A 15,117-nucleotide genomic window follows, 5' to 3' on the forward strand; every position below is an offset into this window, starting at 1 on the left:
AAGCGGGCGCACCGAGACGGGTCCGAACTCATGATCCTTCCCCCTGTGTTGATCCCAATGGAACCCTGGTAAAACTCGATAACAGACTGACCAGCGCTCACTGAAACGGCGTATCCCTACACAATGTACCCTCTGTCCGCGCGGTTTATTGACGCAGATCAAGCCATAAACCGATTCCATCAAAAACGACGGGAAATTCCGACGACGCTGCCCGGTATGTGTTATTCGTTATAGAACATTTCCAGCGATCCCGTGCTGTCCCTGGTTCGGTTAAAGGCTTCATTACTGGGAGGTCATCATGCGCAACGCCTGTGCCGCCGTACGCGGGTCAACCCGCTTTTTATCCTGGCTGCTTCCCGCCGCTGCGCTCGCGGGTGCAGTATCCGTTACCGCCGAGGTGCCTTCCAACGTTCAGGTCTGCGTCGGCTGTCATGGTGAGAATGGTATAAGCCAGAACAGTGATATACCCATAATCGCTGGTGCTTCCGCGTTCTTTCTGGAAAACCAACTGTTTCTGTTTCGTGATGAAGGGCGCCCCTGTGCGAGTGAGCTGTTCGCTCAGCAGGAAGAACCTCAGGCACCTGACCACTGCGCTCTGGCGGCGGACTGGTCCGATGATGACATCACAGAGCTCGCCGGTTACTTCGCCGAACGCCCCCACCAGAGCGCCGAACAATCGGTCGATGGGGCATTGGCAGAAACCGGCAAAGCCATCCACGAACGCCATTGCGATCGCTGCCACGCCGAGGGCGGCAGCCTGGCGCTGGATGACGCCGGCATACTGGCCGGCCAATGGCGGCCCTATCTGATTCGCACACTGGAAAGCTTTCGCGCGGGGAAACGCTGGCAGGAAGAAAAAATGGCCGACGCAACGACCAACCTTTCGGATGACGACATCAAAGCACTGGCCGAGTACTACGTCAGTGTGGGCCAATAGCGGGGAGTCACACCATGAGCGAGAACGACGAGCCGCCACCCGAGCAAAGCAAACGCCAACGGTTTGGTCGCTGGCTGTGGGCGCGCCCCCGACGCTGGTTTCTGTTCGGAATTCCCGCCGGAGGATTTCTGGCGTTTGTGATCGGCATCGGTTTCTGGATCAGTTTTGACACCACGGTCAAAGCCACCAACACCCTGGAGTTCTGTACCTCCTGCCACAGCATGCAACAGTTCGTGTTCACGGAGTACCAGAACAGCAGCCATTACAATAACCGCAGCGGGGTAAGGGTCATCTGTTCCGATTGCCATGTGCCCGAAGCCTTCTTCCCCAAGATGGCCGCCAAAATGAAAGCGACCGTGGTCGAGCTACCCTCGCACTTTATGGGTCGCATTGACACCGAAGAGGAGTTCAACGCGCACAAACCCGCCATGGCCGAACGCGTTTGGGCACGCATGCGGGCAACGGATTCACGGGAATGCCGTAGCTGCCACAGCTACGATGCCATGGCCGAGACCTTACAGAACCGACAGGCGGTACGTCGTCACTCGTTAGAGTATCGAGAAGCCACCGGCCGCACCTGCATCGATTGCCATCAGGGAATTGCCCACAGCCTGCCGTAAAAATCAAAGGGGTCAGAGTCGTTTGGTCCTTTGGATCAAACGACTCTGACCCCTTTGATTTTTAGCGGGCAAACACCACCGTCTTGCTGCCGTTGAGCAACACCCGGTGCTCGGCATGCCAGCGCACCGCGCGGTTGAGCACCACCGCTTCGATGTCCCGGCCGATTTCCGCCATTTCCTCGGGCAGGTTCACATGGGAGACGCGCTCGACGGACTGCTCGATGATCGGGCCTTCATCCAGGTCGGCGGTCACAAAATGGGCAGTGGCGCCGATCAGCTTGACGCCGCGCTCGTAGGCCTGGTGGTAAGGCTTGGCGCCCTTGAAGCCGGGCAGGAAGGAGTGGTGAATATTGATGGCCTTGCCGTTGAGTTTGCGGCACAGGTCATCGGAGAGAATCTGCATGTAGCGGGCCAGCACCAGGCACTCGACCTCATGCTCCTCGATCAGGGACCAGATCTGCGCTTCCTGCTCGGCCTTGGTATCGGGGGTGACCGGCAAGTAGTGAAACGGCAGCTCGTACCACTCGGTCAGGTCCCGCATCACTTCATGGTTGGACACCACCCCGACGATATCGATGGGCAGGGAGCCGTTCTTCCAGTTGTTGAGCAGGCTGTTCAGACAGTGGCCCCACTGGGACACCGCGATCAGCACCTTGGGCTTGCAGTCCACATCGTAAATCGCCCAGTCCATGCCGTACTTATCGCCCACCGGCTGGAACAGCTCGCGGATTGCGGGCAGTTCATAACCCTGGGGGCATTCGAACACCGTGCGCATAAAGAAGCGCCGCTGGGTCACATCCTCAAACTGGGAGGACTCGCGGATATTGAAGCCGCGCTGGGCGAACAGACTGGCGACCGCCGCCACAAGGCCCTGGGCGTCCTGACAACTGAAGGTAAGTACTATTTCCCGCACACCGGCCATGGACCAATTCCTGATATCGAATAGAGTGAATACTAAGTGAAAGGCTGCAAGACTACTGGATTGCGGACAAGGGGCTCAAGTGCTTTATGGCACGACCGGCGTGGTCCCGGCCAGGGGCAGCACAAACACCAGCACAATCGGCAGCACCACAAACGCCAACAGCGTGGACATCAGCACCATCGCGGCCACCTCCTGGGGTGCCCGGTCATAGCGCAGAGCCAACAAGTAGTTGAAGATGGCAACGGGCATGGCCCCCTGGAGCACCGCTACCCCGAGTGCCTCCCCTTCCAGACCGATCAGCCGCGCCACAACGTAGGCGAGCGCCAGGCCGCCCAACACCCGCAAGGTACTGAAGGCCAGACTGAGCCGCCAGGCCGCCAGCTTCAGGCGCGCCAGGGAAACCCCCAGCGTCAGGATCATCAGCGGAATGGCAAAGCCTCCCATCAGGTCCACGGTATTGGTCAGCCAGCGGGGCAGCTCGGTGTCGGTCAACAGCAACGCCACCGCCAGCACCATGGCGTAGAGCACCGGCTGGCGCGCCAGCGCCTTGAGCCGAGCGCCCAACCCCTCGGCGCGGGACACCATCATGATGCCCACCGTGAAGGTGCTGAGGGTCATCACCATAAACGCGGCCAGGGCCAGCGCCAGTCCGGTGTCCCCGAAGGCAAACAGACACAGCGGCAGGCCCAGGTTGCCGTTGTTGGGGAACATCAGCGAGGGAATGTAGTGCACCGGCGGCAACTTCAACCAGCGGGTCAGGACGTAGCCGATGATGCCCATGCTCAGAATCACCAGCGCCGCCGACAGGGCCACCCCGCCCATGATATTGGGCTCCACCTCCACCCGCGCCATCACCGAGACGATCAGGCAGGGGGTGGCGATATTCATCACCGCCCGGGAGACAAATTCGGAAGGGTAGTCGGCACCGGAGCGCACCCAGCCGTAGCCGATGGCGGTTCCGATAAACAGCGGGGCCATAATGGCCGCTAATTCCGCGAACATGTCGCTCCTAATGTCGCGTTACGTAAGAAAGTTCAGCCCCCATTGTACCGGAATGCGGGCGACGCACTAGCGCGAAAGGCTTCTATGTTATTTTTGGCGATAACAGCCAAAAAGGGTAGAATAAAAAAATCTATTCAGCCCGTACTGGCCAACTTTACACCACTTTCAGGGTACCCCTCCCTGAGAACACGGCCCGCGGGATAGTGGTCACTGACCTGACGATTTACGCACATTTTATCCACAGGCCATCCCCGTTCTTGTCCGCTTGCATTCCCGCCCAAAGCGCATTATCTTGTAGCGCATTCACCCGGCACCCCTATATATAGGGTTTTTGAAGGCCCCGCTCCATTGCTTCACGCTGTGCGTGGTGCCGGGCTATTCAGATTCACAAAACACCTGTCACCTGCCCAGGGTGACCGCTTAAAGCCACGGAATTCAGATCGCTCGCGGAGACGTCCATGCACACAGAAACCGACTCACAGACCACCACCACCGGCTCCCAGCCACACACGGAAGGCACCCAGCAGCGCAGCGCCTCCAACTTGTCCGCCACCGCTCCGGGTCAGATCCGGGTCATCAAGCGCAACGGCACTGTGGTCCCCTACGACCCCAGCAAAATTGCCGTGGCCATGACCAAGGCCTTCCTGGCTGTAGAGGGCGGTACCGCCGCCGCCTCGCGCCGGGTGCGCGAGACCGTGGAAAACCTGACCGGTCAGATCACCGCCACCTTCAAGCGGCGCATGCCCTCCGGCGGCACCATTCACATTGAAGAGGTGCAGGATCAGGTCGAGCTGGTACTGATGCGCTCCGGCGAACACAAAATTGCCCGGGACTACGTTCTCTACCGCGAAGAACACGCCCGCCTGCGCGCCGAGAAGCAGCCGGCCGCCAGCGCCGACACCCAGGCCGAAGACCCGGAATACCCCACCATCGAAGTCACCCTGGACGATGGCAGCAAGGCCCCGTTGGATACCCAGCGCCTGCGCACCATCGTGCGCGAAGCCTGCGCCGGCCTGACCGATGTGAGCGAAAAGGCCATTCTCGATGAGGCCATGCGCAACCTCTATAACGGCGTGAGCCTGCGCGATGTGAACACCTCTCTGGTGATCACCGCCCGCACCCTGGTGGAAAAAGAACCTAACTACACCTACGCCACCGCCCGCCTGCTGCTGGACAAGCTGCGCGCCGAGGCGCTGAGCTTCCTGGGTGTGGCCGACTTTGCCACCCAGGCGGAAATGGAAACCTACTACGCCCAGGCCCTGCCCGCCTATATTCAGAAAGGGGTAGAGCTGGAGCTGCTGGCCCCGGAACTGCTGAGCTTTGACCTGGAGAAGCTGGGCAAGGCGATCATCGCCGAGCGCGACCTGCAGTTCACCTACCTGGGCCTGCAGACCCTGTATGACCGCTACTTCATTCACAGCAACGATGTGCGCATCGAGCTGCCCCAGGTGTTCTTCATGCGGGTGGCCATGGGCCTGGCCGTGGAAGAAGACAACCGCGAAGAGCGCGCCATCGAGTTCTACAAGCTGCTCAGCTCCTTCGACTACATGAGCTCCACCCCGACCCTGTTCAACGCCGGCACCCTGCGCCCGCAGCTGTCCTCCTGCTACCTGACCACGGTACCGGACGACCTGCACGGCATTTACGGCGCGATTCAGGACAACGCCATGCTGAGCAAGTTCGCCGGCGGTCTGGGCAACGACTGGACCCCGGTGCGCTCCCTGGGCGCCTACATCAAAGGCACCAATGGCCGCTCCCAGGGCGTAGTGCCCTTCCTGAAAGTCGCCAACGACACCGCCGTGGCAGTGAACCAGGGCGGCAAGCGTAAAGGCGCCGTCTGTGCCTACCTGGAAACCTGGCACCTGGACATCGAAGAGTTCGTCGAGCTGCGTAAGAACACCGGTGACGACCGCCGCCGCACCCACGACATGAACACCGCCAACTGGGTACCGGACCTGTTCATGAAGCGTGTGTTCGACGACGGCGAGTGGACCCTCTTCTCCCCGAACGACGTGCCGGACCTGCACGATCTGTACGGCAAGGCCTTCGAGGAGCGCTACACCGAATACGAGCGGATGTGCGAAACCGGCGAGATGCGCCTGTACAAGAAAGTGCGCGCTCTGGACCTGTGGCGCAAGATGCTGGGCATGCTGTTTGAAACCGGCCACCCCTGGATCACCTTCAAGGACGCCTGCAACCTGCGCAGCCCGCAGCAGCACGCCGGTGTGGTGCACTCCTCCAACCTGTGCACCGAGATCACCCTGAACACCAAGGCCAATGAAGAAATCGCCGTGTGCAACCTGGGTTCCGTGAACCTGGCCCAGCACATCGTCGACGGCAAGCTCGACCATGACAAACTGGCGAAGACCGTCAAAACCGCCATTCGCATGCTCGATAACGTCATCGACATCAACTACTACTCCGTGGACAGCGCGCGCAACTCCAACCTGCGCCACCGCCCCATCGGCCTGGGCCTGATGGGCTTCCAGGACGCACTCTACCGTCAGCGCCTGGCCTACGGCTCGGACGAAGCGGTGCAGTTTGCCGATATTTCCATGGAGGCAATCAGCTACCACGCAATCAAAGCCTCCTGTGAACTGGCCAAAGAGCGCGGCCGCTACGCCACCTTCGAAGGCTCACTGTGGAGCCAGGGCATCATGCCCATCGACTCCATCCAGAAGCTGGCCGAAGAGCGCGGCGAGAAGTACATCGAAATGGACCTGAGCCAGACCCTGGACTGGGACAGCCTGCGCGAGGAAGTGAAGGCCAACGGCATGCGTAACTCCAACGTCATGGCCATCGCCCCGACCGCCACTATCGCCAACATCACCGGCGTGAGCCAGTCCATCGAACCCACGTACCAGAACCTGTACGTGAAATCGAACCTGTCCGGCGAATTCACCGTCGTGAACCCCTACCTGGTGCACGACCTGAAAGCGCGCGGCCTGTGGGACAACGTGATGGTCAACGACCTGAAATACTACGAAGGCACCGTACAGCCCATCGACCGCGTACCGGACGACCTGAAAGCGCTGTACGCCACCGCCTTTGAAGTGGAACCCAAGTGGATCGTGGACGCCGCCAGCCGCCGCCAGAAGTGGATCGACCAGGCCCAGAGCCTGAACCTCTACATCGCCGGCGCCAACGGCAAAAAGCTGGACATCACCTACCGCATGGCATGGTTCCGTGGCCTGAAAACCACCTACTACCTGCGTGCCCTGGCCGCCAGCACCACCGAAAAATCCACCATCACCACCGGCACGCACAACGCCGTGTCCTCCAGTGGCGGCGGAGTAGCAGCCGCCAGCGCCGCCGGTGCCAGTGCAGCAGCCCCCGCCAGCAATGGCGAAGCCGCACCGGTCCCCAAGGCCTGCTCCCTGGACGACCCAGACTGCGAAGCCTGCCAGTAAGACGATGACCCCGGCCCTTCCCAAAGGGCCGTAGGGTGGATAAGGGGCCAAAGGCTCCGTCATCCACCAAAACCAAACCCAGCGCGGCACCAAAAGTCCGCGTAGGGCGGATAAGCAAAGCGCATCCGCCGTAACCAAAACCAGACGTAGGGTGGAGCCAAGCGCAGCGTTATAAAGACGCATCCACCACTAATGAACCAAACAACCCAGAGGAAAGCGCCATGCTAAGTTGGGACGATTTCGACGCCGCCGAAGAAACCCCGCAAAAAGCCAAACCGGCCCCGCAACCCGCGCGCGCACCGGAACCCGAGCCCAAGGTCCAGGAACCGGCCGCCAGCTACGACAGCGCCCCCGCCCAGGCCGCGGCCGCCGCTGAAGCCACCCAGGGCAACGGCAAAGTCTCCGACGCCGTCGCCGAGGCCCGAGAATCCCTCGAACACCTCGACGTCGCCCCCGGCCTCGAAGAACTGGAAATGGGCGCCTCGCGCATCGAAGTCGACGACAAGCAGATGATCAACTGCCGTGCCGACCTCAACCAGCTCGTACCCTTCAAATACGACTGGGCCTGGCAGAAATACCTGGACGGCTGCGCCAACCACTGGATGCCCCAGGAAGTGAACATGACCGCGGACATTTCCCTGTGGAAAAGCCGCGACGGCCTGACCGACGACGAGCGTCGCATCATCATGCGCAGCCTGGGCTACTTCTCCACCGCCGACTCCCTGGTCGCCAACAACCTGGTGCTGGCCATCTACCGCCTGATCACCAACCCGGAGTGCCGCCAGTACATCCTGCGCCAGGCGTTTGAAGAAGCCATTCACACCCACGCCTACCAGTACTGCATCGAGTCCCTGGGCATGGACGAAGCGGAAGTGTTCAACATGTACCGCGAGCTGCCCTCCGTGGCCGCCAAAGCCGCCTGGAGCCTCAAGCACACCCAGACCCTGGGTGACCCCACCTTCAACACCGGCACCCCGGAAGCCGACCAGGAACTGCTGCGCAACCTGGTGGCTTTCTACGCCGTTACCGAAGGCATCTTCTTCTACTGCGGCTTCAGCCAGATCCTGTCCATGGGCCGGCGCAACAAAATGACCGGCGTGGCCGAGCAGTTCCAGTACATCCTGCGCGATGAGTCCATGCACCTGAACTTCGGCATCGACGTCATCAACCAGATCAAACTGGAAAACCCGCACCTCTGGACCCCGGAATTCCAGAAAGAAGTCACCCAGATGATCCTGGAAGGCACCGAACTGGAAATCGCCTACGCCCGCGACACCATGCCCCGCGGCGTACTGGGCATGAACGCCGGCATGATGGAAGAGTACCTGCACTTCATCGCCAATCGCCGCCTCGCGCAGCTCGGCCTGAAAGAGCAGTACCCCGGCGCCCAGAACCCCTTCCCCTGGATGAGCGAAATTATGGACCTGCGTAAGGAGAAGAACTTCTTTGAGACGCGTGTGATTGAGTATCAGACCGGTGGTGCGTTGAGCTGGGATTAAGTCCCGGCTCACAAAAGACAGGCATAGCCTGGGCCAGGGAGCGGCCCGACCTCCCCCACAACATCCAACCAAGGCCTTGGCCAACGGCTTTCAGGTAACGATGGCCACAGCAAACACGACATCGTGGCGCCCTCCCCCGAGTGAGCATCCGTTCGCAGTACTCCGCATCATTGGACGCCCCTCGCTACTCAAGCAGAGGATAGGTAGCAGGAAGATGACAGTGATAGATCCCAAATACTTTTCGAACAGCGAACTCTTGACGGAAAAAAGCCGGGAGAGCAACCTTGTCGGCACAACCGGAAATCGAAAAACTTATTTATTCTCCGGGGATATACGTCACGTCGACGCACTTAAACACGTCGAGTCGACGTGTTTAAACGTGTCACTTTGACGTTGAATATACTGTTAGAGCATGAAACGTATGGACATATTTCTGTTGAGACATGCTGAAACAGACTCAAACCGGGCTGGCTTACTCGCTTCGGGAAGTGAGGACGCCCTGACAGAGTACGGATATTGGCAGGCCCAAGCAATCGTCGACGGCCTCATGCAGTTGGAAATAGAAGCCATCCTGTGCTCTCCCTACTCTAGAGCCCTGGATACGGTTGAGCCTTTCGCGAAAACTACGGGGCTTCCCGTTGTAGTCCAGCCCTGTTTAGCCGAAGGCCAGTTGATACTTGAAGGCTCAGTCTCTCACGAAGAGCCCGTTTACATGCCGCACGCATCGGGCTATCTTCACCCAGTTACAAACGAGCGAGCCGGTGCGTTTCTCAGGCGGGTCAGACTGGCGCAAGAGGTAATTTTCTCTCAGTCTGCATCGAAAGTCTTGGTCGTGACCCACGGGCACATGATACGCGAGCTGTTGAACAGCCTTCTGGCTTTGCCAGAAAAAACACGATTCCCTCACGACAATTGCGGGTTAAGCCTTGTTTCTGTGGGGGAGGTAAACACAGTGTGCTTCCTTAATCGTGCCATGTGCTCTAACCAAGCCGTGCACCGGAGGCCGTAAGCGTCGCTGACGCGCCACCTCTGGCCCCGGCGACGGCAACGTTATTGATATTGAAGGCCTAGGTAAGGAGGTTTAGACCATGGAAAATAGAGATCGGCTTAAAACTAACATAAGGCTGCTCGTCGCTATAGAATCTTTGCCCTTCTGGACAATACTGACAATTGAGGCATATAGCATTTGGCTAGGTGATTCTTATGCGTTCGATATTACGCATGTCCTAGTTGTCCTAGCAATATATGCGTTCTTTCGAATAGTAGTGCAGGGGAAGAGTCCGATAGGAGCGGCTGATAATGCAAAACAATAATATACTGTTAACTGGATATAGCGTGAAGCAAGCTATTACGATACTTATAGTTGTTTTTAGCTCTCCTACCTAGGCGTGCTCATTCGCCAGGACGACTGAACCGTTCGAGGTAGATACTCCTGGATCAATAGAACCTCGGCGTACCGAATTTGAAGTGGCGGAAATTGTACGGGGTAGCGATGATGGAAGTCCGCACTCCTGCTCTGATGCAGGTGTCATCACTTTGAAGACCTTAGATCCCCCATCGGAGACGGGGTTCATATTTGAAGTATTGAAAGGCGAATTTGAAGACCGTCTTTTTACAGAGGAGCCAATAACACCTGCGGACTTCAAAGAACCTGGTGAGTTTACGTTTATCTGGCTTGACGACTCTAGCTATGAGCAGGAGCCCTTTGACATAGTGGTGCAAGTAACACCGATTTCAAGAACCGGCAATGTTGGTGAACCTACAACATTGAGAGTTTCCCATCCAGGCATCAAAAAGCCTTGGTGGCGGCTCTGGTAATCCCATACGCAATCAGGCAACCCACATGGAAACCCATATGAACGCCCTGAGAAACGACACTTTTTGGATACTAATCTCTGTTTTTTCTCTGACATTCTCAACGGTGATAACTTTCGTAAAATCAATTGAAATTGAATATTGGGCCTTTACGTCTTTTGCTATGATTGGATCAGTCTTATCATTTAGAGCTTACTTTCAGAAAACGAGGATGTATGGAATAGCTCTTGTTCTTGAGCCCGACGACAGCAAAGTTTTTCGTTTTCTTTTATTAATTTTATATTTAATCGGATATATTATTATCTTTCTATATTTACTTCTTCATTCATAATTAATTAGCCTATTGGACGACTTATCCTACACTTTTGACGCGTGACTGGCACTTCTCCTATTAAGAAACAGTTTATTCGGCCCGCTAAAAAGATGGCCACAAAATAAGTTCATCTCCGCTTAATATGAATGATTTCACTGAACCTCAGAAATGGACCATGAACAGGTGGGTGGGCCTTTAATAGAATCAGCGCCGATTGATTGCAAAGTGGAGTAAAAATTCTACATGAAAGCTTCGTATATTTTAGTAATCACGCTAGCTATATTGATGCTCGCATCACTTTACCTTGGATTTACCCCGCTTGCGGCAAGCATACTGCTGGCAGCGCTCAGCCTAGCGGCTTATACACTATACGCAAAGGACAAAACCGCCGCCCAAACCTACGGGTGGCGAGTATCCGAAAGAACGCTCCATACTGTTGCGCTCCTTGGCGGCTGGCCCGGAGCAATGATTGCCCAGAAAAGATTACGGCATAAAACCAAAAAGGCGAGTTTTCGGACGGTATTTTGGCTCACGGTGCTAGTCAACAGCGCAGGTATCGCCTGGCTTCACACACCCAAAGGCAATACTCAGCTTAGGGAAGGATTGGTTACGCTTGAACAGGCTGCGATTTCCAGTATTCACCAGGACACGGCACTAGAACTCATATTGCTTACCACTCAGCTCAGACATCGACCCGAGCGGACTCAATGAGATAAGATCACACTCGATCCCCTTGGCACAAATACCGGAAACCTATGAATAAGGCATGCCCAGTAGTAGTACGACGCCGAGAGGGTCATTTGGAGATCCTGGTATTCAGACATCCCATCGCAGGCACCCAACTGGTGAAGGGAACCATTGAACCCGGAGAATCCGGACGGTCTGCGTCGGAGCGTGAACTGGAGGAAGAAGCTGGCATCAAGTTAAAAGCAGAACATCTACTGCTTGAATGGCAAAGGCACCCTGATGAGCCCACATGGGCGATTTGGCTAATGGAACCGGGGGATCACCTGCCTGACCACTGGGATCATTATTGCAAAGATGACGGCGGCCACTTATTTCAGTACTTTTGGCACCCATTACTGAAACTCCCAGACTCAGAGTGGCATTCTGTTTTTACCGACGCTTTGGCTGCGGTCAGACAATCGCTTACTATGAGGTTGGCCCATGCACAAAGGTAGCTGTTTATGCGGGGCAGTCGTATTTGAGCTTCTATCGGAGCCCAAGGTTGTATCACATTGCCATTGTAGAATGTGCCAGAAACAGCATGGCGCGGCTTTTGCAACTTATGCGAGCCTGCCAAAGGCGCACCTAAACTATGTGTCTGGTCAAGAACAACTCGTCTGCTACAACTCGTCGGGGAACATCACCAGAAAGTTCTGTGGTATATGTGGCTCCAACATCGAATGGGCTGGCAGCGAGGCATTTCCGGACTGGGTCTCGATAGCAGCGGCTACGCTGGATACGCTATTTGAACCTAAGTCCATTAAAGAAATTCATCTGGAGTCGAAAGCATGCTGGCTGGACGGCAGGTAGCAGAGCCGATCAAGGCTTCGGAATGCGAATCGCACTTATTTGGGTTTAAGCTAACATCAATAGCTGACGATGGGCGGTTTATCAGAACTTTTCTCCTCAGCCTTATCGTAGCGCTTGTCTGCTCGTGCAGTGACCAGGTGTCGTCGCACTACGCCACCCTCTCTGAGGCGAGGGAAGACAGGTTATTTGAACGTGGCTGGCTTCCCGACATCCTTCCGCAAGACACAACCCACATATCGGTGACCAACGATCTGGATCTGAATACATCCAACGGGCAGTTTCACATACCGCCGGGGGCCCTATCCAGATTCAAGGAGAAACTACAAAAGCAGTCGGAGACGATCTACATATATAGAGAACGAGATAGCAAAGCGGTCTGGATATTCAATGTTCACTACTCTGGTCAGGTAGAGTACCAGCTTGAAGTAAAAGGGGACGGAGGGAATATAATTTAGTCCCTCCGTCCCCTTTTACTCAAAGCCTGGCTGATCATGCTAGCGACTATGGTGATCGACCTCGATCACTTGCTGGCTGACCCCATGTACGATCCTCACCGTTGCAGTATCGGCTTTCATCCGCTCCATAGCTGGCCCGCCATAGCGGCCTATGCCGGCCTGGCTGCCTGGCCTAAAACCAGGCTGATTGGCCCGGGGCTGCTGATTCACATGGCGCTGGACGGAATAGACCGATTCGTCTGAGCCCCAGGAATAAGGCTGCCACCCCCTACATCGACCAGGCTTTCACCGGTTCGGACCGGCCAGAAAGAGGCGACTTTCACCAAAATTGGCTCCTGAGGAGGCAAAACTAAGCCGCTGGTCGAAAAATCGTCATTTTTAACGAGCAAAATTCCCCGGTTTCCAGTATATTCCCTGCCTATTTTCACCCCCGTGTTCAACCCAGCTTCAGAGAGCGCTATGACTGATCTATCCCTTTACCGCAACATCGGCATCTTCGCCCACGTAGACGCCGGCAAAACCACTACCACGGAGCGTATCCTTAAGCTGACGGGTAGAATTCACAAGCTCGGCGAGGTGCACGAGGGTGAATCCACCACCGACTTCATGGAGCAGGAAGCCGAGCGCGGCATCACCATCCAGTCGGCCGCCGTCAGCTGCTTCTGGAAGGGGCACCGCTTCAACGTCATCGACACACCTGGGCACGTTGACTTCACCGTGGAGGTGTACCGTTCGCTGAAGGTACTCGACGGCGGTATCGGCGTGTTCTGCGGCTCTGGCGGCGTGGAGCCCCAGTCCGAGACCAACTGGCGTTATGCGAACGACTCCAAGGTGTCGCGCCTGATCTTCGTCAACAAGCTGGACCGCATCGGTGCGGACTTCCTGCGCGTCACCGATCAGGTCAAGAAGGTTTTGGGCGCCAAGCCGCTGATTATGACCCTGCCGATCGGCCGCGAAGACACCTTCTCGGGCGTCGTGGACCTGCTGACCCGCAAAGCCTACGTCTGGGATGAGACCGGCCTGCCGGAAAACTACTCCGTCACCGATGTACCGGCCGATATGGTTGATGACGTCGAGATGTACCGCGACCAGCTGATTGAAAACGCCGTCGAGATGGACGACGACCTGATGATGGCCTACATGGAAGGCGAGGAAGTCAGCGAAGACGACATTAAGCGCTGCATCCGTAAGGGCACCCTGGAGCTGGCTTTCTTCCCCACCTACTGTGGTTCGGCCTTCAAAAACAAAGGGATGCAGCTGCTGCTGGACGCCGTTGTCGACTACCTGCCCGCGCCGCAGGAAGTGAACCCGCAGCCGCTGACCGACGAAGAGGGTAACCCGACTGGCCAGCACGCCATCGTGTCTCCCGACGAGCCCTTCCGCGCCCTGGCGTTCAAAATTATGGACGACCGTTTCGGCGCCCTGACCTTCGTTCGGATCTACTCGGGTAAACTGAACAAAGGCGACACCATCCTCAACTCCTTCACCGGCAAAACGGAGCGTGTGGGCCGGATGGTTGAGATGCAGGCCGACGAGCGTAATGAGCTGTCGTTCGCCACCGCGGGCGACATTATCGCCATCGTGGGTATGAAAAACGTACAGACCGGTCATACCCTTTGTGATCCCAAGCACCCCTGCACCCTGGAAGCCATGGTGTTCCCGGAGCCGGTAATCTCCATCTCGGTGTTCCCGAAAGACAAGGGCGCCACCGAGAAGATGGGTATCGCCATCGGCAAGATGGTCGCCGAAGACCCCACCTTCCGCGTTGAGACCGATGTCGACTCGGGTGAGACCATCCTCAAAGGCATGGGCGAGCTGCACCTGGATATTAAAGTGGATATCCTCAAGCGCACCTACGGGGTTGAGCTGACCGTCGGCCAGCCGCAGGTGGCCTACCGCGAAACCATCACCAAAGAGATCCAGGACAGCTACACCCACAAGAAGCAATCGGGTGGTTCCGGTCAGTACGGTAAAATCGACTACACCATCAAGCCGGGCGAGCCGAACACCGGCTTTACCTTTAGCTCCTCGGTTGTGGGCGGTAACGTTCCCAAGGAATTCTTCCCCGCCATCGAGAAAGGCTTCAAGTCCATGATGGACACTGGCCCTCTGGCCGGCTTCCCGGTGTTGGACGTGGTTGTCGAGCTGACAGACGGTGCTTACCACGCCGTTGACTCTTCGGCGATCGCATTCGAAATCGCCGCCAAAGGCGCCTTCCGCCAGTCCATGCCCAAAGCTGGCCCCCAGTTGCTCGAGCCGGTCATGAAGGTGGACGTGTTCAGCCCGGAAGACCACGTGGGTGATGTTATCGGTGACCTGAACCGTCGTCGCGGCATGATCTCCGGTCAGGAGCCAAACGCTACCGGCGTTCGCATTAAAGCCGATGTGCCGCTTTCAGAAATGTTCGGTTACATCAGCACCCTGCGCACCATGACCTCTGGCCGCGGTCAGTTCTCCATGGAGTTCTCGCACTACGCGGCCTGCCCGGCCAACGTGGCCGAGACCGTGATCGCCAAGGAAAAAGAGAAGAACGCCGCCGCTGTGTAACCGCGGATTGGCGTCACTCGGAGCCCCGCCAGCGAAAGCTGGTGGGGCTTTTTTTTGAGGT

General features: G+C 57.1%; 13 protein-coding genes and 1 pseudogene. 12 read left to right on the forward strand and 2 right to left on the reverse strand.

Annotated elements, in window-relative coordinates:
• Window positions 1–298: 298 nt before the first annotated feature.
• Both OOT55_RS08125 and OOT55_RS08130 read left to right on the forward strand, forming a co-directional pair.
• Entirely contained in the window at window positions 299–937 is a 639-nt protein-coding gene (locus tag OOT55_RS08125; protein WP_265368593.1) for a c-type cytochrome, read from the forward strand.
• A gap of 14 nt (window positions 938–951) precedes the next feature.
• Window positions 952–1,557, forward strand: a complete 606-nt coding sequence (locus OOT55_RS08130; RefSeq protein WP_265368594.1) for a NapC/NirT family cytochrome c — start codon at window positions 952–954, stop codon at window positions 1,555–1,557.
• Between the two features lie 61 nt (window positions 1,558–1,618).
• On the opposite strand, the gene purU is transcribed toward OOT55_RS08130, so the two are convergent.
• Together purU and OOT55_RS08140 are read right to left on the reverse strand one after the other, a co-directional pair.
• A complete protein-coding gene (gene purU, locus OOT55_RS08135) occupies window positions 1,619–2,479 on the reverse strand; it encodes a formyltetrahydrofolate deformylase (RefSeq protein WP_265368595.1) in 861 nt (286 codons plus the stop codon).
• Between the two features lie 84 nt (window positions 2,480–2,563).
• Window positions 2,564–3,481, reverse strand: coding sequence for an AEC family transporter (locus tag OOT55_RS08140; RefSeq protein WP_265368596.1), 918 nt, complete (start codon window positions 3,479–3,481; stop codon window positions 2,564–2,566).
• 458 nt (window positions 3,482–3,939) lie between these two features.
• Between OOT55_RS08140 and OOT55_RS08145 the strand changes: the two genes are divergently transcribed.
• From OOT55_RS08145 to fusA, 10 genes and pseudogenes are all read left to right on the forward strand, one after another.
• A complete protein-coding gene (locus OOT55_RS08145; RefSeq protein WP_265368597.1) occupies window positions 3,940–6,891 on the forward strand; it encodes a ribonucleoside-diphosphate reductase subunit alpha in 2,952 nt (983 codons plus the stop codon).
• Between the two features lie 221 nt (window positions 6,892–7,112).
• On the forward strand, window positions 7,113–8,390 hold the full coding sequence (locus OOT55_RS08150) for a ribonucleotide-diphosphate reductase subunit beta (protein WP_265368598.1): 1,278 nt from the start codon (window positions 7,113–7,115) through the stop codon (window positions 8,388–8,390).
• A 421-nt stretch (window positions 8,391–8,811) separates the two neighbouring features.
• On the forward strand, window positions 8,812–9,399 hold the full coding sequence (locus OOT55_RS17835) for a histidine phosphatase family protein (protein WP_416140981.1): 588 nt from the start codon (window positions 8,812–8,814) through the stop codon (window positions 9,397–9,399).
• A gap of 527 nt (window positions 9,400–9,926) precedes the next feature.
• Complete coding sequence (locus OOT55_RS08155; RefSeq protein ID WP_265368599.1) at window positions 9,927–10,208, forward strand: hypothetical protein; 282 nt, start codon at window positions 9,927–9,929, stop codon at window positions 10,206–10,208.
• A 553-nt stretch (window positions 10,209–10,761) separates the two neighbouring features.
• Window positions 10,762–11,229: a DUF1294 domain-containing protein gene (locus OOT55_RS08160; RefSeq protein ID WP_265368600.1), complete on the forward strand. Its 468-nt coding sequence runs from the start codon at window positions 10,762–10,764 to the stop codon at window positions 11,227–11,229.
• Between the two features lie 44 nt (window positions 11,230–11,273).
• Window positions 11,274–11,699, forward strand: coding sequence for an NUDIX domain-containing protein (locus OOT55_RS17840; protein ID WP_416140982.1), 426 nt, complete (start codon window positions 11,274–11,276; stop codon window positions 11,697–11,699).
• Window positions 11,686–12,054: a GFA family protein gene (locus tag OOT55_RS17845; protein WP_416140983.1), complete on the forward strand. Its 369-nt coding sequence runs from the start codon at window positions 11,686–11,688 to the stop codon at window positions 12,052–12,054. Before OOT55_RS17840 ends, OOT55_RS17845 begins: the two co-directional genes overlap by 14 nt.
• On the forward strand, window positions 12,033–12,509 hold the full coding sequence (locus tag OOT55_RS08165) for a hypothetical protein (RefSeq protein ID WP_265368601.1): 477 nt from the start codon (window positions 12,033–12,035) through the stop codon (window positions 12,507–12,509). The genes OOT55_RS17845 and OOT55_RS08165 overlap by 22 nt, the downstream gene beginning before the upstream one ends.
• 27 nt (window positions 12,510–12,536) lie before the next feature.
• Window positions 12,537–12,752: pseudogene (locus OOT55_RS08170) on the forward strand (DUF6122 family protein); the annotation flags it as partial.
• Window positions 12,753–12,968: 216 nt separating this feature from the next.
• Window positions 12,969–15,056 (forward strand): elongation factor G, encoded by a 2,088-nt coding sequence (fusA, locus tag OOT55_RS08175; RefSeq protein ID WP_265368602.1) that lies wholly within the window; start codon window positions 12,969–12,971, stop codon window positions 15,054–15,056.
• Window positions 15,057–15,117 lie beyond the last annotated feature (61 nt).

The organism is Marinimicrobium sp. C6131 (genome assembly GCF_026153455.1).
Lineage (GTDB): Bacteria > Pseudomonadota > Gammaproteobacteria > Pseudomonadales > Cellvibrionaceae > Marinimicrobium.